The organism is uncultured Marinococcus sp. (genome assembly GCF_947493875.1).
Lineage (GTDB): Bacteria > Bacillota > Bacilli > Bacillales > Marinococcaceae > Marinococcus.
In genome coordinates this window covers 1-22,396 of sequence record NZ_CANLSU010000007.1, presented here as the reverse complement: position 1 = coordinate 22,396, position 22,396 = coordinate 1, and the positions used below count along the sequence as shown (strand labels likewise).

22 protein-coding genes and 1 pseudogene are annotated in these 22,396 nt (G+C 47.2%); 9 read left to right on the top strand and 14 right to left on the bottom strand.

The window, feature by feature from the left end; translation table 11 throughout:
- The first annotated feature begins 147 nt into the window (after positions 1-147).
- Positions 148-2,028 (top strand): sodium:proton antiporter, encoded by a 1,881-nt coding sequence (locus Q0757_RS13580; RefSeq protein ID WP_298788243.1) that lies wholly within the window; start codon positions 148-150, stop codon positions 2,026-2,028.
- Positions 2,029-2,102: 74 nt separating this feature from the next.
- Here the strand turns inward: Q0757_RS13580 and Q0757_RS13575 are convergent, their stop codons facing one another.
- Positions 2,103-3,104 (bottom strand): NADP-dependent oxidoreductase, encoded by a 1,002-nt coding sequence (locus tag Q0757_RS13575; protein ID WP_298788241.1) that lies wholly within the window; start codon positions 3,102-3,104, stop codon positions 2,103-2,105.
- Positions 3,105-3,126: 22 nt separating this feature from the next.
- Complete coding sequence (locus Q0757_RS13570) at positions 3,127-3,642, bottom strand: cupin domain-containing protein (RefSeq protein ID WP_298788239.1); 516 nt, start codon at positions 3,640-3,642, stop codon at positions 3,127-3,129.
- A gap of 169 nt (positions 3,643-3,811) precedes the next feature.
- Here Q0757_RS13570 and Q0757_RS13565 point away from each other — a divergent pair, with 169 nt between their 5' ends.
- The 3 genes from Q0757_RS13565 (at position 3,812) to Q0757_RS13555 (ending at position 5,604) form a co-directional block, all read left to right on the top strand.
- Positions 3,812-4,132, top strand: coding sequence for a DUF2325 domain-containing protein (locus tag Q0757_RS13565; RefSeq protein ID WP_298788237.1), 321 nt, complete (start codon positions 3,812-3,814; stop codon positions 4,130-4,132).
- Between the two features lie 18 nt (positions 4,133-4,150).
- Positions 4,151-4,603, top strand: coding sequence for a hypothetical protein (locus Q0757_RS13560; protein ID WP_298788235.1), 453 nt, complete (start codon positions 4,151-4,153; stop codon positions 4,601-4,603).
- A gap of 101 nt (positions 4,604-4,704) precedes the next feature.
- The gene (locus Q0757_RS13555; protein ID WP_298788233.1) at positions 4,705-5,604 is read left to right on the top strand and encodes a diacylglycerol kinase family protein; all 900 of its coding nucleotides are present in this window, start codon (positions 4,705-4,707) and stop codon (positions 5,602-5,604) included.
- A 27-nt stretch (positions 5,605-5,631) separates the two neighbouring features.
- On the opposite strand, the gene Q0757_RS13550 is transcribed toward Q0757_RS13555, so the two are convergent.
- Complete coding sequence (locus tag Q0757_RS13550) at positions 5,632-6,750, bottom strand: NADH:flavin oxidoreductase (protein WP_298788231.1); 1,119 nt, start codon at positions 6,748-6,750, stop codon at positions 5,632-5,634.
- Between the two features lie 119 nt (positions 6,751-6,869).
- Here Q0757_RS13550 and Q0757_RS13545 point away from each other — a divergent pair.
- A pseudogene (locus Q0757_RS13545) lies at positions 6,870-7,010 on the top strand (NlpC/P60 family protein); the annotation flags it as partial.
- Between the two features lie 37 nt (positions 7,011-7,047).
- On the opposite strand, the gene Q0757_RS13540 reads toward Q0757_RS13545, so the two are convergent.
- The gene (locus Q0757_RS13540; protein ID WP_298788229.1) at positions 7,048-7,263 is read right to left on the bottom strand and encodes an SE1832 family protein; all 216 of its coding nucleotides are present in this window, start codon (positions 7,261-7,263) and stop codon (positions 7,048-7,050) included.
- Positions 7,264-7,375: 112 nt separating this feature from the next.
- Between Q0757_RS13540 and Q0757_RS13535 the strand changes: the two genes are divergently transcribed.
- The gene (locus Q0757_RS13535) at positions 7,376-8,200 is read left to right on the top strand and encodes an ABC transporter ATP-binding protein (protein ID WP_298788227.1); all 825 of its coding nucleotides are present in this window, start codon (positions 7,376-7,378) and stop codon (positions 8,198-8,200) included.
- Between the two features lie 58 nt (positions 8,201-8,258).
- Here the strand turns inward: Q0757_RS13535 and Q0757_RS13530 are convergent, their stop codons facing one another.
- The 3 genes from Q0757_RS13530 to Q0757_RS13520 form a co-directional block, all read right to left on the bottom strand.
- On the bottom strand, positions 8,259-10,289 hold the full coding sequence (locus tag Q0757_RS13530) for an iron ABC transporter permease (RefSeq protein WP_298788225.1): 2,031 nt from the start codon (positions 10,287-10,289) through the stop codon (positions 8,259-8,261).
- Positions 10,290-10,291: 2 nt separating this feature from the next.
- Complete coding sequence (locus tag Q0757_RS13525; RefSeq protein WP_298788222.1) at positions 10,292-11,314, bottom strand: ABC transporter substrate-binding protein; 1,023 nt, start codon at positions 11,312-11,314, stop codon at positions 10,292-10,294.
- Positions 11,315-11,415: 101 nt separating this feature from the next.
- Positions 11,416-11,775, bottom strand: a complete 360-nt coding sequence (locus Q0757_RS13520) for a DUF1499 domain-containing protein (RefSeq protein ID WP_298788469.1) — start codon at positions 11,773-11,775, stop codon at positions 11,416-11,418.
- A 163-nt stretch (positions 11,776-11,938) separates the two neighbouring features.
- On the opposite strand from Q0757_RS13520, the gene Q0757_RS13515 reads away from it, so the two are divergent.
- Together Q0757_RS13515 and Q0757_RS13510 are read left to right on the top strand one after the other, a co-directional pair.
- Complete coding sequence (locus Q0757_RS13515) at positions 11,939-12,610, top strand: MBL fold metallo-hydrolase (protein ID WP_298788220.1); 672 nt, start codon at positions 11,939-11,941, stop codon at positions 12,608-12,610.
- A gap of 11 nt (positions 12,611-12,621) precedes the next feature.
- Positions 12,622-13,041 carry a nucleoside deaminase gene (locus Q0757_RS13510; protein WP_298788218.1) on the top strand — a complete coding sequence of 140 codons (420 nt, stop codon included), beginning with the start codon at positions 12,622-12,624 and terminating at the stop codon, positions 13,039-13,041.
- 10 nt (positions 13,042-13,051) lie between these two features.
- Here Q0757_RS13510 and Q0757_RS13505 read toward each other — a convergent pair whose 3' ends face one another.
- From Q0757_RS13505 to ytvI, 3 genes are all read right to left on the bottom strand, one after another.
- Entirely contained in the window at positions 13,052-13,480 is a 429-nt protein-coding gene (locus tag Q0757_RS13505; RefSeq protein ID WP_298788215.1) for a hypothetical protein, read from the bottom strand.
- 37 nt (positions 13,481-13,517) lie between these two features.
- Positions 13,518-15,005 (bottom strand): aldehyde dehydrogenase family protein, encoded by a 1,488-nt coding sequence (locus Q0757_RS13500; protein WP_298788213.1) that lies wholly within the window; start codon positions 15,003-15,005, stop codon positions 13,518-13,520.
- A 139-nt stretch (positions 15,006-15,144) separates the two neighbouring features.
- The gene (ytvI, locus tag Q0757_RS13495; RefSeq protein ID WP_298788211.1) at positions 15,145-16,257 is read right to left on the bottom strand and encodes a sporulation integral membrane protein YtvI; all 1,113 of its coding nucleotides are present in this window, start codon (positions 16,255-16,257) and stop codon (positions 15,145-15,147) included.
- A 209-nt stretch (positions 16,258-16,466) separates the two neighbouring features.
- Here ytvI and Q0757_RS13490 point away from each other — a divergent pair, with 209 nt between their 5' ends.
- Positions 16,467-17,234 (top strand): 3-hydroxyacyl-CoA dehydrogenase, encoded by a 768-nt coding sequence (locus tag Q0757_RS13490; RefSeq protein WP_298788209.1) that lies wholly within the window; start codon positions 16,467-16,469, stop codon positions 17,232-17,234.
- 68 nt (positions 17,235-17,302) lie between these two features.
- On the opposite strand, the gene Q0757_RS13485 is transcribed toward Q0757_RS13490, so the two are convergent.
- The 4 genes from Q0757_RS13485 to treP all read right to left on the bottom strand — a co-directional run bounded on the left by Q0757_RS13485 (position 17,303) and on the right by treP (position 22,228).
- On the bottom strand, positions 17,303-18,205 hold the full coding sequence (locus tag Q0757_RS13485) for a PD-(D/E)XK nuclease family protein (protein ID WP_298788466.1): 903 nt from the start codon (positions 18,203-18,205) through the stop codon (positions 17,303-17,305).
- 86 nt (positions 18,206-18,291) lie between these two features.
- Positions 18,292-19,011 (bottom strand): trehalose operon repressor, encoded by a 720-nt coding sequence (gene treR / locus Q0757_RS13480; RefSeq protein WP_298788207.1) that lies wholly within the window; start codon positions 19,009-19,011, stop codon positions 18,292-18,294.
- A gap of 5 nt (positions 19,012-19,016) precedes the next feature.
- Positions 19,017-20,696 carry an alpha,alpha-phosphotrehalase gene (treC, locus tag Q0757_RS13475; protein WP_298788205.1) on the bottom strand — a complete coding sequence of 560 codons (1,680 nt, stop codon included), beginning with the start codon at positions 20,694-20,696 and terminating at the stop codon, positions 19,017-19,019.
- A gap of 80 nt (positions 20,697-20,776) precedes the next feature.
- Entirely contained in the window at positions 20,777-22,228 is a 1,452-nt protein-coding gene (gene treP / locus Q0757_RS13470) for a PTS system trehalose-specific EIIBC component (RefSeq protein ID WP_298788204.1), read from the bottom strand.
- Positions 22,229-22,396: the final 168 nt, after the last annotated feature.

Genomic DNA, 22,396 nt, shown 5'->3' with positions numbered 1-22,396 from the left:
TATATTTATAAACTGCTTTGATTGAAACGATAGGGTTTAGTATAGTATCTTTTTATTTCAAGTGATTAAAAAATGAAAGGAATACGAATTACATACAAGATTAAACCCAAAGATAAAAAAATGGGAGTGGAAAGAAGGGAAAATAGTATGCTGGACTCTCTATTGTTTCAATTGATGCTGATCGGTGCCGTCGGGATCGGCTCCCAGTGGATTGCCTGGTTCTCGAGGCTTCCGGCCATAGTCGTTATGTCTGTTGCCGGGCTTCTGATTGGGCCGATATTTGGACTGATTAATCCTTCCGAAGCATTTGGCGATCTGTATGGCCCCATTGTATCGATTGCCGTGGCCATAATTTTATTTGAAGGAAGTCTGAATCTTGATTTTAGAGGAATTCAGGGACTTCAAAAGCCAGTGTACCGTATCATTACGATAGGAGCTCTTCTGGCCTGGGTACTGGGTTCATTAACAGCCCACTTCGTGGCAGGCTTATCGTGGGAAGTATCCTTTATTATCGGCGGTTTGCTGATCGTCACAGGACCTACCGTCATTCTGCCGCTTCTCCGGCAGGCAAAGCTGAAGCCAAGGCCGGCCAGAATACTTAAATGGGAAGGAATTGTCGTGGATCCGTTTGGCGCTCTTCTGGCAGTATTTGCGTTTGAAATTATCCGCACCTTTACGTCTGAAGAGTCAGCCTTCGTATCACTCGTTAATTTCTTTATGGCTTCGTTGTTTGCTGTCTTTCTTGGAATTCTTTTTGGCAGAATTATCGGATGGACCTTTGAACGTGGGCATGTGCCGGAGTTTCTGAAATCTCCGGTCGTCCTGTCGATGGTGATTGCAAGCTTTGTCATTTCGGACGTAGTCATGCATGAAACGGGACTGTTGGCCGTTACTGCAATGGGAATGACGATTGCAAACCTTCATATCAGCTCCATCAGTGATATGCAGCATTTTAAAGAAAATATTTCTGTACTGCTGATTTCGGGGATATTTATTATGCTGACCGCATCACTCGACCGGGCCACGCTGATGCAGATTTTTGATCCGCAGATTATCGCGTATGTTCTTTTAATGCTGTTTTTAGTTCGTCCGCTTTCGATATGGCTGTCAACCATAGGAACCGATTTAACATTTGGGGAAAAAGCTCTGGTTGGCTGGATCGCTCCCCGGGGGATCGTGGCTTTGACGGTAGCAGGGTATTTTGCAAATGTGCTTGAAGAATACAACTATGCCGGGGCTTCCATTATTACCCCGCTTACATTTGCGCTCGTGTTTGCTACGGTATGTATCCACGGGTTTACTATCGGGCCGCTTGCCAGAAGGTTAAACCTTTCAAAAGAAGGGCTTCCCGGAGTTTTGTTCGTAGGGGGAAGCTCCTTTACTACAAGCCTTGCCCAAAAGCTGAAGGAAATGAATGTGCCGGTTCTGATTGCCGACTCTTCGTTTGAGCATTTGTTCAACGCCCGTAAAGCGGGGATCGCTTACTACCGGGGAGAGATTCTCTCCGAGCAGTCGGAGTATTCACTGGACATGACACCCTACAATAAGATTATCGCAGCTACTGACCGGGATTCTTATAATTCGCTGGTGTGCACGACCTTTGTCCCTGAATTCGGAAGGAAGGATTTGTTTCAGCTCAGCTGGCATCAGTCAGACCGGAATGAGCCCGATGAGCTGATGAGAAAAGTCGGAGGCCGTGTCCTGTTTGAAAAAGGAGCGACGTTTGAAGAACTGAACTGGAAAGTAGATGCAGGTTACGTATTTAAATTAACATCTTTAACAAAAGAATATCCGTACCAGTCATATTTAAATGACCGGGCGGAGGATGTAGTGCTGATTGGCATCCAAAAACCGACCGGACGCCTGGAGTTCTTCGCTCTTGATAATGCAATAAAGCCTGAGGCTGGAGACAAAATTCTCAGCCTGAGTCCCCCAAGTAACCAGGAAGTAAAAAAGAAAGAGGAATTAAAGGAGCAGTCAAGAGAAAAACAGATGGCTCCAAAGCCTTCGGGTCCGTCCCTGAATTAATGAAAGTATAAAAAAGCCGCCTGTCCATAAAATTGGTCAGGCGGCTTTTTGTAGTGCACAACGAAATTCTGGTGTTATTGGGAAACATCCACGAGCAGTTTGCCCGTGTTCCGGCCGGTGAACAAGCCGATAAATGCTTCTGGAATACGGTCGAATCCGGTGAGAATTGTTTCTTCATATTTCAGGTCCCCGGAAGCCACCCAGGCTGCAAGCTGTTTGGTTGCTTCTTCAAATTCATCGGCATAATCGCCTACAATGAAGCCCTTCATCAATGCGCTTGATTTAATGAGCTTGAATTGGACTCTTGGCCCGTAATTGTCCGGATCATTATAAGTAGAAATCGCCCCGCACTGAACCACACGGGCAAATTTATTTAAATGATCTAACACAATATCGCTCATTTCGCCCCCGACGTTGTCAAAGTACACGTCTACTTTGTCCGGGCACGTCCGTTTAATGGCTTTAGTTAAATCCTCAGTTTTGTAATTAATTACTTCATCAAAGCCAATACTTTTCATGTAATCCAGCTTTTCATCGGTGCCTGCAATGCCGACTACACGCGCTCCCTGCATTTTAGCAATCTGCCCCGTAAGTGAACCGACAGCGCCGGCTCCGCCGGAGATGACGAATGTTTCTCCCTCTTTAGGCTGACCGATGCTGAGGGTGCCGAAATAGGCGGTGAGGCCAGGCATGCCGACAGCGCTTAAATAAGCAGAAACCGGAGCTGCTTCCGCCTGGACCTTGCGTACATCCGAAGCGCTCACGTTAACGTATTGCTGCCACGGCAGATTGCCGGTCACATAATCGCCTTCGTTTAAAGAATCATCGCGGCTTTTAAGGACCTTCGCGATTCCCCCGCCGGCAATTGGTTTATGAAGCGGAAAAGGCGGGACGTACGATTCGCGGTCATCCATTCGTCCTCTCATATACGGGTCAACAGAGATATAGATCATTTGCAGAAGAGCTTCTCCCTCTGCTGGTTCGTCGATTTCCACGTGCTTAAATGCGAAGGTGTTTTTATCGGGCAGGCCTTTTGGTCTTTCGTGCAGAAGTATTTGTCTTGTTTTCGTTGCCATTTTATATGCTGCTTCCTTTCGTTTATGAAAAATTTGTCCAATAAGTAAAAAGTGGTCCATCTGAACCGAAAACGGGATCGTAATCGGGAAGAGGAACGCCGTAAATATTGTTTACCTTTTCCGGGCGCTCGGAAGGGTCCCCGGTACACATATCATAATCCGATCCGCCTGGATAAGCACCAATAACCGCAAAGTCTTCACTCTGCTCAATGAGTTTATGGCCGTATCCAGCCGGAAGAATCAATACGTCGCCGTGTTTTACATTAAGCTGTGGGCCCTGTTCGCCGCCTATGTGCAAAAGGGCGGAACCACTTACGCATCCAAGCACCTCATGCGAATTACTGTGATAATGATGGTATTTAAATACACTTCCTTTCCATGCTCCCAGCCAGTTATTTGTATTAAAAAGTTCTTTAACATCCTCAGAGCCGGTTACAGTCTGTCTATAAACGAGCGCAGGAAAACTCGGATGATTAGGTATTGTACCGTCGTCTCCCGCGGTAAATGTTTCTATATGAACTTCTTCGCGGCTTTTCATACAAGTGCCTCCCTTTCTTTTTAACTGACTGACAGCATACTCTATCAAGTATATTCCACATAGAGAAAGAATAAAAACTTCAGGCTCAGGAATAAACATTGACATTGAGAATCGTTTTCAATAAACTGTATATAACAAATGAGAATTATTTTCAAATAGGAGGATAAGCATGGACGGATTGATGATCATTGGAGCAGACAGACTGGGGGCCATTCCCGACCGGTTAAAAGAATTAGGCTTTCAGGATATCAAGCATGTCAGCGGGCGAAAAGTAAAAATGGTGCAAAAGGAAATTCCGCCAAATATTGATCTGGTGCTTGTGCTGACTGATTTCATCAATCACAATGTTTCCGCCAAATTAAAGGAACGGGCCAAAAATCAAAATGTACCGATCTGTTATGCGAAACGGTCCTGGTGTTCGATTTATAAAGCATTGAGCAGCAGTGAGGAAGTGTGTGCGAAATGCCCAATGCTTCAAAATTGCGATTAATGAAGGAGCGGTATAAAGATGAAAAAACAGCATCATACGAAAAGAATAGCGCCTGAAATTGATGATTTGTTTATTTCTATTATTCAGAATGTAATGAAAGAACTGACAGGAGCAAATATGGAGAGTCAGCTGGACGTAGTAAAGTGTGTCAAAAAACATTGGAAAAAAACCGGTATCTCCTCTCCGGAACAGGAATCGAAAAAGGTTGTGCTGTATGCCGCCCTAATGGATGAAAGCCTGAAGGCCTACCGGAACATAAAAACACTGCGGGGAGCACAATTTATTTCTCTTGAAAAAGGCGGGGCCTGGGTTGCCGGAAAAAACCCGAAGGAAGTGCACGTTTTAACGTATACGCAAAGCACAAGCATGAAATCAGTATGGAGGCGCGATACTTGCCCGCCCGGCGCAGATCGTATGTACTGGTCTAATTTATACAATGGCTCCAAAAGAATGATTCTGCACTGCAGGTAGAAAGCTTCTCCCTTGTTTTTTCCTCTAAGGAAATGGGAATATACGGTTAGCGTCTTCTAAACAAGAAGCCGTGTATTTGACAGGATAGGGGAGACGTTCATATGTATCAAAAAGCTTTACTTATTATTAACGGAAACAAAGACGTTAATGAAAAACAAAAGCAGTTAAATACATTTATCCAGGTATGGGGAACTTCTATTGTAGAGCTGGTCATCAGACAGACCCAGTCCAAAGACGATGTACGTGAAACGTGCGCTTCGATTGATGAACAGGTAGAGGCGGTATTTATTGCCGGCGGCGACGGAACAATTCATGAAAGCATCAATGGGCTGATGGAGTCACCGTACGCCCCTGATGTAGGAGTGCTCCCGTACGGTACCTGTAATGATTTCTCAAGATCTCTCGGTTTGGCACAGAATCCCAAACGGGCGATGACAGATATGCTCGAAAAAAATACGAAAGAAATCGATATCGGTTCCATGAACGAGCGCTTCTTCGCTAACTTTTACGGAATCGGTTTGATTGTGGAAACCTCGGAAAACATTGATGAAAACCTAAAAGGTGCAATCGGAAAGTTAAGTTATTTTATCAGCACGCTGCAAACGGTTCAGAATCCGGAAGTATTTTCTTATCAAATGAAAATTGATGGAGAAAACTACACCGGGGAAGCGGTAATGATATTGATCATGAATGGCCACTCTATCGGTACCAACCAGGTCCCGGTAGGCGACACTTCGATGCAGGATGAGCAATTTGAAATTTTCATTGTTCCAGAGGGCGGAAACAGCTTGATGAGGGAATTCTTTGCCACGATGGGCACCAAAGAAATTGATAAGGAAAACAGTCCCATTGAGCACGTGCTCGGCAAAAACATCGAACTGACTACCGATCCGGTAAAACAGGCAGACACGGATGGAGAAGTTTATACGGAAACGCCTGTGAGCATTAAATTAGGGGAGAAAAAAGTACGGTTTCTTGTTTCCGGTACCCCTGCAGAATAGGAGAGGCCACGCCGGCCTCTCCTCTTTTTATTCCTTGAAGATATTTTGTTCAAGCTCTGCATCCTTCACATTAGCAAGTGGCTGCATAATAAGAGAAGGATCGAAGCTGTTCATCGGGTGGCCGCGGAGAATGCGATGGGGGGCATCGGGATTGGCCAGGGCTGTTCTGCCGAGAGAGACAAAATCAGCAGCACCTTCATTGATAGCATAGGAGGATTTTCCCGTGTCTCCAAGGTCTCCGTTGGCAATAACGGACAGGCCGCTGTATTCTTTAGCCGCCTGGGCCATGCTGAGCGTATCATTTCCAAAGCCTTCGCCAAGACCGTCGCCGTCCGTAGTATGAATATAATCAAGTGGCGTCTTCCCGAGCTCGGAGAAAATGACTGCAGCGTCTGCTTCCCCGCCCGGCCAGCGGTAAGAGCCGTCTGTGACTTTGGCCTGCGAAATACGGATACCAAGAATAGGAACACGGCCGATGGCCTCGCGCACGGCTTCGATTACTTCGGTAAGAAAGCGTACACGGTTTTCTGCGGGACCTCCGTACTGGTCTGTACGCTTGTTGGTGGAAGCGGATAAAAACTGATCAAGCAGATACCCGTTCGCTCCGTGAAGCTCTACACCGTCGAATCCCGCTTCTAATGCGTGAAGAGCAGCCTGAATAAAACCCTGCTTAGCAGTCTCCATATCATCATCGTTCATGGCTTTCGGGACTGGGAAAGCTCCCTGGCCGCCGTAGGAAGATACTTTTTCAGCAGGAGGCTGCACTGAAGAAGCGGAAGCTGTTTCACTTGTGTACTGATTGTACTGGGACTGTGCGCCGGCATGCATAAGCTGGGCGATCATTTTGCTTCCATGCTCTTTGACTGCTTTTGTGATCGGCTCCCATCCTTCCTGATGCTTTTCATTGGCGAGTCCGGGCTGGTTGGCGTAGCCCTGGCTGTAGATTTCATCGGTGTATATCCCCTCCGAAATAACAGCGGAAAACCCGCCGAGGGCATAACGTTCATAGTATCTGCGCATCCGGTCGTTTGGCGTGCCATCGTCATCTGCGCTAATCCGTGTCATCGGAGCAACGATCAGCTTATTTTTAAAGATATGATTGCTTATATGCTGTTGGTTAAACAAGGTTTCTTCTGCTTGTGTCATACTACTCCTCCTATAGCTTCATCTTTTTCTCTCCATGTCATTCCCGTTTTCAGCATTGGGAAACTGACTGAATTCATAAAAGTGGAAAATAATAATTGCTTGGCTGTTTAAAAAGAAGGGTGCACCACGTCAGTATGTACATCGGTGGCGGTGACATGATGCATTCGCCGAATTCCCGGAGCACGGTTGAAATCGTTAATCTGGAGGATTCCGGGTATGCAGATGAGTATGCAGGTGCGAGGAGATATTTGGAGGAATAATTCATCGTAACAGGAAAGCGGGCCGCGACTTGCCCGCTTATTTATTGTATTCCCGGATTTGTGTATTAATGTCGTGCATTTCCTTTTCAAGAATGTCGAGCTCGCGCATAATACCATCAGTGTTGCCTCCGAAAGATTCGAGTTTTTCCAGATCTCCCTGGATGCGTACATAATCTGATTTTAACATGGCGAGCTGGTGGTCTAGTTCGCGAAGAGTCATAGCAGGATCCGCCTCCATAATAAATTTGTGCATCTGTTTGCTATTTTAACGCAAAATCGTTATAATTTTAAATGAAAATCATTATCAATTTTATGGACGGTGTAGGACAAGACTGAGATTGCAGAAAAGAAAGGGGCTTGCGACGGTGGCAAGACTTCAAGCAGAGCAGGTAGACGTTTCTTACGAAAATAAACAAGTCCTGAAAAATATCAGCGTTGACATACCAGAAGGAAAAATTACGTCTATTATCGGGCCAAATGGATGTGGGAAATCCACGATTCTTAAATCACTGTCCCGTATACTGACCCCTGAAGAAGGCGGTGTGTACCTAGACGGCAAATCTATTCATGAAATGAAAACAAAAGAAGTGGCTAAAAACATGGCAATGCTTGCCCAGACTCCGGATATTCCGCTTACGTTGACGGTGGAGCAGCTGGTGTCATTCGGCCGGCATCCCCACCGCAAACGTACACGAAAATTAACTGCGGAGGACCACGAGGCTATTCAAAAGGCTATGACGGATACTGGAGTCTCCGAATTTGCCTCCCGGACGCTGGACTCCCTTTCCGGCGGACAGCGCCAGCGGGCCTGGATTGCTATGGCACTGGCACAGGATACGGACCTTCTGCTTCTGGATGAGCCGACGACTTACCTTGATATGGCCCATCAGCTTGAAGTGTTGGAGCTTCTTCAGGAGCTGAATGAGAAAGAAAGCCGTACGATTGTCATGGTGCTTCATGACTTAAATCATGCTGCCCGTTTTTCTGACCATTTAATCGCTATGTGCAGTGGAGAAGTACAATGTATAGGGTGCCCCAATGATGTCATTTGTAAAAATGTTCTCCGGCAGGTGTTTGGCATTGATGCCCACGTCGTAACTGATCCAAAGAGCGGCAAACCGCTCTGCATGACATATGATTTAATTGATCGCACGCCTGCTTCTGCAACGGATATATCACAAACAAATTAAAAATAAGGAAAGCCAGGAACTCCGTGAAGGGGCTCCTGGCTTTCTTTCTGAAGAATTACTATGATTTAGAGCTTCTGTGCATCAGCCATAAAAAGAAGGGTGTGCCAATTACAGCAGCCACCAGCCCCGAGGGGATTTCGTCAGGGGCTAGTACGGTGCGTCCGATCGTATCGGAAAACACGAGAAGAGAGCCGCCGATAAATAGGGCTACAGGAAAAATGCGCATGTAGTCCTGTCCCACAAGCATACGGGCTAAGTGAGGTGCGACAAGCCCGATAAAGCCAATCGTGCCCACGGCGGCTACTGCCATGGCAGCACAAAAGGTGGCAAGCAGCACTGCGGCCCAGCGGGCAAAGGTTAACCGCTCTCCAAGAGCGATCGCTGTCTGGTCGCCAAGCGAAAGCACGTTTAAGGAAGGGGCTAAAAACCAGGCAAGCGGTATACTTATAGCAAGCGGGAGGAGCAGAAACTGCTGAAGCTCTTCGTAGCCGGTGGCATATGTGCTGCCGGACAGCCAGGTTAATGCGGCGGCAGCATTTAAGTTAAAACGGGTGATCATAATTTGTGACAGAGCGCCGCCTACAGCTGACAGGGCGATTCCGAGAAGGGCCAGGACAGCGGGATGAAATTTAGTTTTCCAGGAGAAAAACAGAATTACGCCTACCGCTGCAAAAGCTCCGGCAATGGCTCCAATTGGAATAAAGGCCGTGGGAATATCCCTGAAAAGAAACAGTACAAACAGGGCGCCCGCGCCTGCTCCTGAGGTCACCCCGAGCACTGAAGGATCTGCGAGGGGATTTCGCAGAATGCCCTGATACAGCATGCCGCTTAGTGCAAGCAGCATTCCAGCTGTAAGCGCCGTCAAAAGCCGCCCGAGCCTCAAATCGAATATGATAAACCGCTGGCCGCTGCTTTCCTCTGTAAACAGGGCCTGCCAGGTGTCAACAAAGCTGAAGCCTGTGGACCCACCGGCAAGCCCCACAAAGAACACGAGGGCCGTAAACATAACAGCACCTGTTAAAACAACAGGATACTTCAGTTCACGTCTTTTACGTCCACCTCCAATAGCACTTTGCTGCTCTGTGCCAAAAAAAGAGCCCCGGTGCTTTAAAATGAGCCATACAAGAAACGGAGCGCCGACTATCGATGTGACAGCGCCGACAGGAAGCTCACTGAGGGAAGGGTCGACGGCCCTTCCCAGTACGTCCGCCCCGATCAGAAGCACAGCACCCCAAAGCATGGACCCAAACAAAAGAGTGGAGTGAAGCTGATAGCCCATTAAGCGTGTCAAATGGGGGGCCACCAGGCCAATAAAGCCGATGGGGCCAACAACGCTTACAACGATGGCAGTCAGACCTACGGCAAGGAAAAACATAAATGCCTGCGTAGCCCGTACGTTTTCTCCAAGTGTAGCTGCCTGATTTTTGCCAAGCAAAAGAATATCGAGACGGGGAGCGTAAAAGAACACGAGGAACAAAAGCACGATCAGTACAGGGAAGACAAAGCGGACACCGCTCCAATCCTGCTGTACAAGGGTGCCGTTACCCCATAGAAACAAGCCGGCGGTCTGTACTTCAAAAAATATCTGAAGAACAGCTGTAAATGATGAAAAAGCAATAGACAGTACGAGACCGGCCAAAGCCATCCGCACTGGCGTAGCTTCAAGGCCGCCGGCCATTGTAAACACCATTAAGGCGGCCAGGCATCCGCCGACAAACGCAGCGATAAACCCGCTCAGACCCAGCCAGTCCGGCAGTATGGTGGCAAAAGCTACAATAAAGAAATAGGCACCGGCATGAACTCCTAATGTGCTAGGGGCTGCCAGCGGATTTTTTGTGATCGTTTGAAAAATAACCCCGGAAGCAGCCAAAGCTATACCTGAGAGAATACCAATAACAATTCTCGGGAGATATACAGTCCGGAAAATACTGCTTTCCGTAGAGTCGGTATGCTGCATAAGCTCCCACCAGGAGCGCACCGAAAAAGTACCGGTGCTCTGCACAAGATGCAGATATATCAGCACCAAGAGAAGAGCTGCTCCGCCAGTATACAGCAGAACAGCTCTTGAAACGAACGGGAATGAATTCATAGTTACTCCTCATTTGTTAAAGTGTCAGCCACCTCTTCGGCGAACACCTCAGATGAAAGCGGGCCGCCGTATGGCCATGTAGAGCTCGGAAGACGATGAACATTATCGTTTTGAACAAAGGATAAGCTATTCCATACTTCATTGTTATTCAGTGTTTGTTCAATCGTATCACGATCGCCTTCCGGTGTGGGGATATCTATAAATGTCTGGTCCTGATAATTTTCCAGTGCATCGACGCTCGTTTCTGTATAGCCGTACTCTTCAAACTGCTCAGACTCATACGCATTATCGACACCGATCTGTTCCATCGTCTGGGCGGCAAGAGAATTGTCGGCAAACAGCCGGAAGGCTACATTTTCATTAGCGAGATAGGAAAGTGAAAGCAGCACTTCCTCGTCAGTGCGTCCGGCATCTTCGATTTCAGTCGACAGTTCATTGTAGGTGTCATCCAGATCATTTAAAACCTGCTCCGCCTGGTCTTCTTCGCCTACAGCCGTAGCAATGCTTTCGAAGGTGGACTCCATTTCTTCGTACTGATTGCCCTCGCCCTCGGCAGGGTATGGATTATACATCAGCGTCGGGGCAATTTCTTCAAGCTCTTCTTTAATGTCTTCATGGCGGTAGCCAGCGGTAATGATTAAATCGGGCTCCAGCTCGGCAATACGTTCGAGGCTTGGCTCCTGTCTCGTGCCAACGTCCTGGACGTCTTCAGAAGGGGCCGGTTCGATATCAGCAAGATAATCGTTATATCCATCGAGATCAGCGATACCGGCAGGCTGCATGCCTAATGCAAGAAGATCTTCAGCATACACCCATTCGAGAGCGACGACGTTTTCGGGTGTTTCCTCAAGGGTTACTTCATTGTCATACCCGTCTGTTACCGTTACAGATTCGCTGTTTTCAGAAGATCCCTCATTGCTGCCGGACTCCTCCGAACTGCCGCTGTCTTCTGAAGAACTGCATGCAGCAAGTGAAAGTGATAAAGCGGGTACCGTTAAAAATGTTAAAAAAATCCTTTTACGCATATGTATATCCCCCTAATTGAAAAAGATTATCAATATCAACAAATCCGACTTTACTATAAAAAGGGGGACAATTCAATAAATATAAAAATTTTTCTTATTTATTATTCGTTATACTGGTCATAAAAATGGGCAGTAATTTCTTTCATTCTGTTTTTGTTCTTTCCCATATCCCCCTTGCCGATCCTTGAAGCCGATCGAAAATGAACGTGCCCATGATCACCGAAATAAAAAACAACGTCATCCTTGAATTTAAGCAACGGTGTCGTAAACACAGTTGAAATATAGTTATCATCTTCATGAACGATTTCCGCATGCTTCTGCTGCTGAATGATATGACGGATAGTACTTTTCGCTGTTTCCGGGCTGCCTGAGTATTGTATGGGCTCCATGTAATGACGTTTATCTTCGGGGGAACTCATGGTAGAAACACAATTTGGGCTGTTAGGGCAGGGAGAAAGCATAAATAACATCCTTTCGCGGTAGAATTTTATATACAATATTGTGTACACTGTAAGCAGATGATTAGAATTATATCAGCGTTACTCTCTTTCCCGAAAAAATAAAGCGTTAACCGGAAGCAGGAAGGGAAGGGGAAAGGGAAAGGAAGAAAGGAGTGGATCGCAGATGGTGAAAGTCAGCCAGGTGAGTGAAAATATTATTAAGGTGCACATGAAGGTAGGCATTACTATTAGTGCCTGGGTCGTCAAGCATGAGAACGGGGCTATTATTATTGATACGGGCATCCGGCCAATGGCGCCTAGAATTTTAAAAGAAGCAGCGCGTTTTGGACGGGTTCAAATGATTTTATTAACCCACGGTCATCCGGATCATGTAGGCGGACTCGCTTATATTCAAGACAAAGTAAATGCACCTGTTTACATCCATGGGCTCGAGATTCCTTACATAACGGGGGAAAAACCTTATCCTAACCGAAAAAAACCGACAAATTATACTAAAGGATTTTCTGTAAAGCAGCTGCCGGGAGACAGCCGTGGCGTTTTTCATTCTATGATGGGACTGGACCCGTATTTTACGCCGGGTCATTCGCCGGGTCATACCGCTTATTATCATAAAAAAGATGACGTTCTGATCACTGGCGACATGATTACTTCTAAAAACGGGCGTATAGCTCCTCCGATGAAACAGTTTACTGCTAATATGGACCGGGCGATGCGAAGCACGAAAACCATACAGAAAGTAGCTCCCGGGAAACTATCCATCTGTCATGGAGAGGATCTGGAGTATTCGCAGCATCTGTACAGCGCCTTCGTAAATGAATACCAGTCTAAAGTATAAGGAGCACGGTTATGTATAATGAAGCTTTGATGAAACGGGCGGTTCAGCTGGCACAGAAGGTAAAAAAAGAAGGAGAAGGGGATCCTTTTGGGTGTATCATTGTCCGGAACGGTGAAGTAGTGGCAGAGGAGGGGAATAAAGGTTTTAAAACCTTTGACCCGACGACTCATGCCGAACTGGAAGCAGTAAGGACCGCTTCACGGTTCTTAAAAACCCAGGACTTAAGTGACTGTGAGCTGTATACGAGCGGTGAGCCCTGTCCGATGTGTGAAGCTGCCATCAATTGGAGCGGTATTCCGGTAGTATACACGGCGAAAACAGCAAAGGAGGCCGAAAATGCCGGCCTCCTTCCAGTGCCCGAAACAACCTACGAGCTGCAGTATAAACCACTTCGGGACAAAACACTCGATCCATACCTTGATGAACAGTAGACCGGAATGGTTAAAGCAGAAAAAAACGGAAATAAATAAGTATGCCCAGGTAGATAATTAATAATACTGCAGACATGAGCAGAATAAACCACATGTATAAAAGCGGCACGTGATGTGACTGCTTTTTTATTGTAATTGCAGCGAGGGTCGTTGTTGTTCCGAGCGTAAGCAGAATCAGCACCACCAGCCAGGTGGCAATGGACGGCCACGGAAGAAAATAAACAAAGGGCATAAGCATCAGAAGTACACACATTGTATAAAACGCATAAAGCGATGTTTTATACAGGCGTGTGTCCTTTTGACGCTCTTTATGCTGCCGCCGCCGGTCCAGCCTGCTGTTTGATTTTTCCCCGTTCGCGGAAGCAGGCTGCAGTGTCTGCTTAACACGGTCCCACAGCTGCTTCGGGGAGAATCGGTTCCAATTTGATGAACTTCCCATTTTTCATGCTCCTAAAGGCAGGCGGAAAACATCAGCATTACGGCCGGCGTGTGAGGCCCATAAACGTTTGCAAAAATGATTTCCAGTTACGGTTTCTGCCATAGTAATAGTCGATGATCTGCGAAAGTGATTCGAACTTTCCTTCATAAGGATACCATAAAATTTCGCTGTTCATACTCCCCCTTGCGCTCATAACGGATGTTTCAATACTGAATGAACGCATGCCTGCGGTGGAGTGATAGGATCCAATGCCGCTCTGTTTAGTGCCTCCATAAGGAAGGTAGTGATTGGCAGCGTGGGAGATTACATCATTGATCATGAAGTTGCCCGTGCGGACCTTTGCAGTAAAGTTTGCCGCAAGCTCCTGATCGGCAGTGAAAATAGATCCGCTCAGACCGTAAATTGTATCGTTGAACAACTCGAGCGCCCCGTCTATTGTAGAATAAGTCCGTACTGAAAATACAGGACCGAAAGTCTCTTCCTTCCATACCCGCATTTCTCCGGTTACTCCAGTCAAAACAACCGGTTCGATTGACAGAGTTTGATCGTCCCAGCGTTCGGGTGGTTTTCCGGCTATCTGTTCGGCGCCCTGGTCAATCGCCTCCTGAACCTGATTGTAAACCGTATCCCACTGCTTTTTCGTCGTCATCCGACCGATTTCATATTCTTTTTCGCCATCCCGGCGCAGACCGGCGATGGTTCTGCGTACACTATTCAAAAATTCCTCCTGAACCTCTTCATGCACAATTACGCGCTCGACAGATAAACAGACCTGGCCGCTGTTCATGAAGGCTCCCCAGGAAGCAGCATTCGCCGCCCGTTCGACGTTCGCATCTTTGTGAACGACCATAGCATCCTTTCCGCCCAGTTCGAGGGTGGTGGGAATCAGATGCTCGGCGGCCTGCTTCTGAATAACCTTTCCTGTTGCGACTGATCCCGTAAAATGAATATAGTCCGGCTGCTGTTCAACTAGTAAGCGTCCGGTTTCAGCTCCGCCATGAAGAACCTGAAACACACCGTCAGGAAAAAGTCCCGAAATTTTTTCAAGAAGAAGACTGGCGAGCGGCGTCTCTGCGGAAGGCTTTAAAAGCACGCAGTTTCCTGCAGTCAGCGCTTCAACAACAGGGATAAGAGAAAGCTGAAAAGGAAAATTCCAGGGAGAGATAACAGCAATTTTTCCGCGTGGTTTGCGAATGATTGACGAATTTTTTCCCATAAAGATCATTGGAGTTCTGACACGCTCCCGGTTAAAAAGACCGGGAGCTTCTTTTTCAATGTGGCGCAGAGCTTCAAGAACCGGGATGACCTCAGACCCCAGCGCTTCAATAGGAGGTTTTCCTGTAGCGGAGGAAATAATGTCCGCAATTTCTTCCCGGAGCTCGCTGATAGTAAAGCGAAGCAGCTGTATGTAGCTAAGCCGTTTCTCTATGGGCAGAGAAGCCCAGGGAGTGAAAGCATCATCGGCCTTTTGCCAGGCAGCCTGTATTTCTTCTTCATTAGATGAATGAACGGTTGTTGATTCCAATATTGACACCCTTTCTGAATCATAATAATAAGTATAGTACTCCGTTCCCTAATTGGAAGTAATCATAACAGAAGTTACGGAAAAGAAACCGCGGCAGTTCCAAAAGGCGCCAGGCGTCTTTTCCGTAGTGAAGGCTACTTTATTTATCGAAGCCGTACCGGATAAAACGGGAGATATCTTTCGCAACACCGATATCCCAAAGAATAATAAATAGAACCAAAATGGCGGGCCCCGCCAACAGACCGACGGCTCCAAACATCTGCAGGCCGGCAAACAGGGAAATCAGCACGGCGAGCGGGTTCAGATTCATGCTCGAAGAGAGCACCTTTGGCTCGATAATCTGCCGGACAATCATGGTAATCGTATAAAGGATCAAAAGGCCAAGTCCAAGGCCGAAGTTGCCTGTAATGATCAGATACACTCCCCACGGAATTAAAATAGTGCCGGTGCCCAGGTAAGGAAGAAATTCAGCGACACCAACGACGGCTGCAAGCCAGTAGGCTCCTTCGACCCTCATGATAAGCAGGCCGATTAACACAATAACGCCTGTCACAAGCATAAGGATCAGCTGCGCCCGAATGTAGCCGAAAACTCTTGCCCACATGGCCTGGTAAAAAGCCTTTAACCGCTCGATGACAAAGGGGGGGAGAGCCAATTTCATTTTCCCGGCATATCGGTTCCAGTCTTTTCCGATAAAATAAATGGCTAATACAATGAATAACAGGACGATCAAAAGCGTCGGAATGCCTAAAATTAATTGGGTTAAAGCGTCGGCAGTAGTCTGAGCGACTGAGCCAAGCCCGGAGCCAAGCTGACTTCCAAGCTGAGCTATCCCCTGATCTACAGAGGACTGACCGCCAATCCCGGAGGCGGCTCCTGTAGCTCTTTCCCAGAAGGGAAGGATATTTTCATTGTAAAAATTCTGCATTTGCAAAAAGGTGCTCTCCATCCAGGCCGGCCCCTTCTCAGCGATCACATTGAATAATTCAATTGAAAGAAAGATCAGGCCGGTAATAATGCCTCCAATGATACTTAAAGTAAGCAGAAGGCCAACAAGAGCTGCGATCCCATTTGGCATACGCAGTTTATAATGAAGCCACTTCGTAAGCGGCATAAGCATCCACGCGAAAAAAGCGGCGATCCAAAACGGATACGTATAGGAAAAAATCTTGCCAAGCGCCCATGCAAGAGCGAAAGTGGCTATTATAACGATAACAAACCGCAGAATCATCCAGCCGGTTGTTTGTTTCATGGTCCATTCCATTCCTTTCCTTTGGCGGACATGCTATCCATCTTTTCTTATTATAACCTTCCCGCTGTAAAAAAGAATCTACACGTTTTTTTTAAATATTCCCGAAAACAGGGGGATATATACTTTTTATGAATAGTTCTTTAGGGTAATTATAAGGTAGAATGGCAGTAGTGGCTTATACTTTAGGAACAGACAGGGGAGGAAGCAGTATGGATATCAACGGAAAAGTTTTTTTACTGCCAGGCGGTGCATCCGGACTTGGTGGTGCTACGGCGAATATGCTTGTAGAAAACGGTGCGAAGGTGGTTATCGCCGATTTTGAGGTGAGACCCGGAAGAAAAAGAGCAAAAGAGCTTGGAGACAGTGCCATTTTTATTGAAATGGACGTCACTTCGGACGAAAAAGGAAAAGCAACTATTGATAAAACAATAGAAACGTTCGGGCGTATCGACGGGGTGGTCAACTGCGCGGCACTCGGGCTTGCAGAGAAGATTCTGAATAAAAAGGATTCGCACTCCCTCGAGCATTTCACTCGTGTTATCCAGACGAATCTGGTTGGAACGTTTAACATGCTCCGGCTCGGTGCAGATGCGATGAGACATAATGAACCAAACGAACAGGGAGAAAGAGGAATCATTATTAATACATCTTCGATTGCTGCCTATGAAGGCCAGGTCGGCCAGGCTGCCTACAGCGCTTCTAAAGGGGGCATCTGGAGCCTTACGGCACCGGCCGCCAGGGAGCTTTCGGACTTTGGTATACGCGTTATGGCTATCGCTCCGGGTTTATTCGAAACTCCTTTTTATATGTCCTTTCCGGAAAAAGCAAGGCAGACGCTGGGACAGAACGTTCCTTTTCCAAGAAGGCTCGGATTTCCGAATGAGTATGCCTCGCTTGTAAAAGAAATTATCCATAACACAATGTTAAACGGGGAAACGATTCGTTTGGACGGCGCGCTCCGTATGCCTCCCAAATAAAAAAGCACCAGAGTCTGTATTGTGGACTCTGGTACTTTTTTTATGTTTAGCATCAGTGCAAAGCTTATTTACTGCTGCGGGAAGCAGAGCTCATAAAAGTTGCACCGCTTACAGGCGAAGGTGTTGGTCGTTTTTTTGAAATATTCGAGTGGAAGAGGCTTGTTGGTTTCCTTATCCTCGAGAAAGCCTGCCATACGTTCCACGCTCTGGACGAGCAGATCTCTGACTTCCCGGAGGGTGGAGTGATCAAGCTTGTGTTCGACACTTTTACCTTCGAGCAGATATTCATTCCGCACGACGATGTCCTCGAGCGATGCTTCCGGGTAGTAGTCAAGGACATACTGCGCATACAAAGCCAGCTGGTACGGATCCTCCTCTGTCTGCAGGCCGGTTTTCCAGTCCACGATGACCCATTTATTGTTTTCTTCGTCTTTATAAAGAAAGTCGAGCACGGCAAACACCTTGGTGTTTTCAAGGTTCATCGTGCGGAGTTCCTCTGATTCGAGATAATACGTCGGCCGTTCCGAAGTAAGCTCCGAAACGGTATCACAGGTCAGAATATGTTCCACTACGGCCTCAAGCCGGTCCTGGATCTTTTTAATTTTCTCTGCGGGAAGCTTTTTCTCTTCGCCGTAGTAAATTTCATGGAGCATGGTCGTATGTTTCGGTTTTTTGCGCCACTGTTCCACGTTTTGCGTAGAATCGATAAAGCCTGCATTCAGACGGGTTCGGATCGTTTCTTTCAGCGTATCTTTTGTCGGGAGATTGCCATCATTTAAATATTTTTTCAGCGTTTCCTCTACTAGATCGTGCACAATAGACCCAAACAGCATTTCAAGATTGGTCAAATTTTTCAACCGGTAGACGTGGCGCGGAAAAGGGTCTGCGTTCCGCAGCCAGCCGTTGTGTGAGGAGTAGTACTGGTGGGCATACTGCCGCTCGCATTGAAGCAGCGTTTTATGTCTCGACAGTGACCAGGAAAACTCCGGATAGTCCCGTATAGTAAACAGGAGAAATCACTCCTTCGATTTGTCTTTACCTTGCTTCTGATACCATTTTAACGGTGACGGCGGGCAAAGTCGATGAAACGAAACTTATCCGAACGGTGTCTGGACTCAGTGTATTGAAATAATTCTGCATTATCGAGATACACATAGTTTCGGACAACTGCAATACTCGAATCCGGATAAAGGTCAAGAAGCTGCTTATCTTCTTCCGTCGGCTTTTCAATAGTAATTTCTTTGCGCGCAAAGCTGATTACAAGCTTCAGTTTATTCTCCACGTAGTCATAAATGGAATCAGCACAAATGTCTTCGGTGAGACCGGGCACCCAGCGCTCAAGCAGGTAGTCGATGTCGAGCACAATGTTTTCGCCGTCCATTTTCCGCTGCCGTTTTACTTCCCAGACCTGTTCCGTTTCCTGGACCTCGAGCGCATGCTGAAGGGCTGGGGGCACAGGAGAGAGGATTAAGGAATGCACATGGGTTTTACTGTTGCTGCCGGTCTGCTCCGCGAGCTCTTTGAAGCTGACGAGCCCGGAAACGGGAAAATCAAACCGGCCGGTTTCAAGCACGACGGAGCCTTTACCCTGAATTTTTTGAATGTATCCGTGTTCGGAGAGAAGATTCAGCGCTTTGCGGATGGTTTCCCGTGACGTTTCGTACATAGAAGTGAGCTCATGCTCCGAAGGAAGCAGAGCATGAGGCTGAAACTGCTCATTGCGGATACCGCGCGCTATTTCTTCATAGATGTCTAAATATTTTCTTTTTGTACTCATGCTCGTTACACCCCAGGGAGCTGTTTTTGGTAATGCAGAACGATTGTTTCGTACGGCTGCAGGCTGTCAGCTTCGAGAGAAAAGCTTTCCCGGCTGTAGTTGGTGACAAAGACATTGCCTGCGTCTTCTTTCCGCGGAAGATCCAGACTGCCGGCTTTAATTATATCAGACGAGAAATTACTTATGATGAGTAAGGCTTCATCTTCGTCCTCGCGTGTGTAGACGAAAAGAGAAGGATGGTCCGGGAGATAAAGCTGATAATCTCCAGTTGTCAGGATTTTATAATCCTTGCGAAGCTGAATTAATTGTTTGTAAAAATGATACACAGATGCCGGATCGCTTACCGCTTCTTTGGCATTAATAGACGTATGATTTTCCGGAACCGGCAGCCATGGCTCGGCTTCACTGAAGCCGGCATTTTTCGAACTGTCCCACTGCATCGGTGTACGGGCGTTGTCCCGGGAGCGGGCCTGAATGACAGCGAATGCTTCCTCCGGACTTTTTCCCTGCTTTTGCATAATATCATAATAATTGATGGTTTCCACGTCACGGTAGTCGTTGATGGAGCTGTAGGAAGGGTTCGTCATGCCGAGCTCTTCACCCTGATAAATATAGGGAGTGCCGCGCATGCAGTGCATGGTTGCTGCAAGCATCTTCGCTGATTCTGCGCGGTACTTACCGTCATCGGCATATCTGCTTACAATGCGGGGCTGGTCATGGTTGCACCAGAACAGCGCGTTCCAGCCGCCGCCTTCATACATACCGCTCTGCCAGTCTGATAGCGTTTCTTTTAGCTGCACAAAATCGAATTCTGGCAGGGTCCATTTTTCTCCTCCGGGGTAATCTGCTTTTAGATGATGAAAATTAAAGGTCATGCTCAGTTCTTCCCGGTCCGGGCGGGTATATTTAATGCAGTGGTCGATCGTCGTGGAGGACATTTCCCCTACTGTCATAGCTCCGTGCGGGCCAAATACGTTTTGATTCATTTCATGCATCCACTCGTGCACTCTCGGCCCGTCAGTATAAAACCGGCGGCCGTCGCCGATATCGTCATTTGGAAACCGCTGGTCCTTTGAAATTAAATTGATAACATCGAGCCGGAACCCATCGATGCCCTTATCAAACCAGTAATGCATCATGTCGTACAGCTGTCGGCGCAGTTCTTCGTTTTCCCAGTTTAAATCCGCCTGGCTCACATCAAATAGATGCAGGTAGTACTGGTTTGTTGGTTTGTGCCACTGCCAGGCGGAGCCCCCAAATTTAGACACCCAATTATTTGGTTCAGCGCCGTTCACGGGATCCCTCCAGATATAGTAGTCGCGGTAAGGACTGGAGACATCTGACGAAGCAGCCTGAAACCAGGCATGATCGGTGGAGGTATGATTAATAACGATATCCATAATAATTTTCATACCCCTTGCATGGGCCTCCGTCAGCAGACGTTCGAAGTCCTCCATCGTTCCGTAGACATCATAAATATTATAATAATCGCTGATATCGTATCCGTTATCCTTTTGAGGAGAAGGGTACACAGGATTGAGCCACAAAACATCGATTCCGAGATCCTGCAGGTAATCAAGCTTTTCGATAATACCGGGAATATCGCCGACTCCGTTGCCGGTCGTATCCTTAAAGCTTTTAGGGTAAATCTGGTAAATAACTGCCCGTTTCCACCAAGGTTCCATGGTGATCATCCTTTCGCATATATGCTGTATGGAGCAAAGGCGCCTGCTGACAATCCCAGCAGACGCCTGTAATTCATTGGTTAAAGTTCTACTTTACGAATACGCCCATAGAGATAGGTTAATACAATCGGGAGGATAATGACAATCAGCATTCCGATAAAGAATGCTCCCCAGTCCGGTGGACGGATAGAAAAGATGCCGGGGATACCGCCGACGCCGACAGCAAAGGCCAGCACGTTATTAATACTGATAAACGTTGCTGCGATGGCAGAGCTGATGAGGGCACAAAAGAACGGGAACCGGTACTGCAGGTTCACCCCGAACAATGCCGGCTCGGTAACACCAAGATAAGCAGAAAGACCGGCTGAACCAGCGAGCCCACGCATGTTCTGATCTCTCCAGGCTAAAATCATTATGCCGACTGCAGCAGAGCCCTGAGCAATGTTGGAAAGAGCGAGAATCGGCCATAAAAAGGTGCCATCGGTCGAAGCGGTAAGCTGCAGGTCCACCGCCAGGAATGTATGGTGGAGCCCGGTAATAACGAGCGGTGCATAAAGGAGGCCATAAAGCAGGCCGCCGAGCCATGCATATTGATCGAATGTCCAAAGGAAGAAGTCGGTAATTGCGTTCCCAAGGCCAAAGGTAACCGGTCCGATAATAATAAAGGTGAAGAACCCGGTAACAAGCAGAGCAATCGGTGCAACCAGCAGCACCTGAATGGAATCTGCAATACGTTTACGGAGGAAAATTTCAATCTGCGCTAAAACATAGGAGGCTACAAGCACTGGAAGCACCTGCCCCTGATAGCCGACCTGCTCAACGTTCCATCCGAATAGATCCCAGGTTGGCACTTCGTTATTTGCACTTGCATCGCCGTAAGCATATGCGCTTAAAAGCTGCGGGTGCACAAAAATCAGCCCAAGCACAATGCCGAGGAGGGGGCTGCCGCCAAACCGTCTGACCGCCGACCACCCTATGAGAACAGGCAGAAAGTTAAATGAAGCGTTTGCAATGATGAAAATAATTTCAGAAAAGCTGGTCCACTGTGGATATACTTCTATTACAGCGCCGTCGAAAAATATGCCGGGGCCGGTTAACAGGTTGTTTAAACCAAGCAGGAGACCTGCTGTGATAATGGCAGGGAGAATCGGAATAAAAATGTCAGCGAGCAGACGGATAAACCGTTGAAACCCATTCTGCTTTTTAGTGGATTTCTGCTTTTCGCTGGTATCGCTTTCAGAATCTTCCTCACCTGCACGCCCACCGGTTTCTTCGGAACGACCCGTGACGCTCATTAGCTCTTTATAAACCTTGTCCACAGTGCCCTGGCCGATTACAACCTGGTACTGGCCGCCGGAAGCAAAGGCTCCCCGGACAAGATCGAGGCTGGTAAGCTTTTCTTTGTCTACTTTTTCTTCATCGTATAAAACAAATCGCAGCCTTGTCACGCAGTGGGTGACTGTTTCTATGTTTTCGTTGCCTCCCACGGCTTCTACAATCGTCTCCACGGCTTCCTTTGTAATTTTCGCCATTATGGTTCCTCCTTAAATGAATGCATTTGAAAACGATACCAATTTATAAATTTACTTTAACTTGTATATACAAATTAGTCAATATAATTATCGGGACCGTCAATAATTTTGTGTAAACGGCTGTCCTCTTCCAGCCTTGAAGTTAACCCTGCCGTTGAAACATATCTT

Excerpts from the sequence above, each read along its gene's own strand:
- Q0757_RS13580 (WP_298788243.1), top strand. The coding sequence starts at position 148 with ATGCTGGACTCTCTATTGTTTCAATTGATGCTGATCGGTGCCGTCGGG.
- Q0757_RS13575 (WP_298788241.1), bottom strand. The coding sequence starts at position 3,104 with ATGGCAACGAAAACAAGACAAATACTTCTGCACGAAAGACCAAAAGGC.
- Q0757_RS13570 (WP_298788239.1), bottom strand. The coding sequence starts at position 3,642 with ATGAAAAGCCGCGAAGAAGTTCATATAGAAACATTTACCGCGGGAGAC.
- Q0757_RS13565 (WP_298788237.1), top strand. The coding sequence starts at position 3,812 with ATGGACGGATTGATGATCATTGGAGCAGACAGACTGGGGGCCATTCCC.
- Q0757_RS13560 (WP_298788235.1), top strand. The coding sequence starts at position 4,151 with ATGAAAAAACAGCATCATACGAAAAGAATAGCGCCTGAAATTGATGAT.
- Q0757_RS13555 (WP_298788233.1), top strand. The coding sequence starts at position 4,705 with ATGTATCAAAAAGCTTTACTTATTATTAACGGAAACAAAGACGTTAAT.
- Q0757_RS13550 (WP_298788231.1), bottom strand. The coding sequence starts at position 6,750 with ATGACACAAGCAGAAGAAACCTTGTTTAACCAACAGCATATAAGCAAT.
- Q0757_RS13540 (WP_298788229.1), bottom strand. The coding sequence starts at position 7,263 with ATGCACAAATTTATTATGGAGGCGGATCCTGCTATGACTCTTCGCGAA.
- Q0757_RS13530 (WP_298788225.1), bottom strand. The coding sequence starts at position 10,289 with ATGAATTCATTCCCGTTCGTTTCAAGAGCTGTTCTGCTGTATACTGGC.
- Q0757_RS13525 (WP_298788222.1), bottom strand. The coding sequence starts at position 11,314 with ATGCGTAAAAGGATTTTTTTAACATTTTTAACGGTACCCGCTTTATCA.
- Q0757_RS13520 (WP_298788469.1), bottom strand. The coding sequence starts at position 11,775 with ATGCTTTCTCCCTGCCCTAACAGCCCAAATTGTGTTTCTACCATGAGT.
- Q0757_RS13515 (WP_298788220.1), top strand. The coding sequence starts at position 11,939 with ATGGTGAAAGTCAGCCAGGTGAGTGAAAATATTATTAAGGTGCACATG.
- Q0757_RS13510 (WP_298788218.1), top strand. The coding sequence starts at position 12,622 with ATGTATAATGAAGCTTTGATGAAACGGGCGGTTCAGCTGGCACAGAAG.
- Q0757_RS13505 (WP_298788215.1), bottom strand. The coding sequence starts at position 13,480 with ATGGGAAGTTCATCAAATTGGAACCGATTCTCCCCGAAGCAGCTGTGG.
- ytvI (WP_298788211.1), bottom strand. The coding sequence starts at position 16,257 with ATGAAACAAACAACCGGCTGGATGATTCTGCGGTTTGTTATCGTTATA.
- Q0757_RS13490 (WP_298788209.1), top strand. The coding sequence starts at position 16,467 with ATGGATATCAACGGAAAAGTTTTTTTACTGCCAGGCGGTGCATCCGGA.
- treR (WP_298788207.1), bottom strand. The coding sequence starts at position 19,011 with ATGAGTACAAAAAGAAAATATTTAGACATCTATGAAGAAATAGCGCGC.
- treC (WP_298788205.1), bottom strand. The coding sequence starts at position 20,696 with ATGGAACCTTGGTGGAAACGGGCAGTTATTTACCAGATTTACCCTAAA.
- treP (WP_298788204.1), bottom strand. The coding sequence starts at position 22,228 with ATGGCGAAAATTACAAAGGAAGCCGTGGAGACGATTGTAGAAGCCGTG.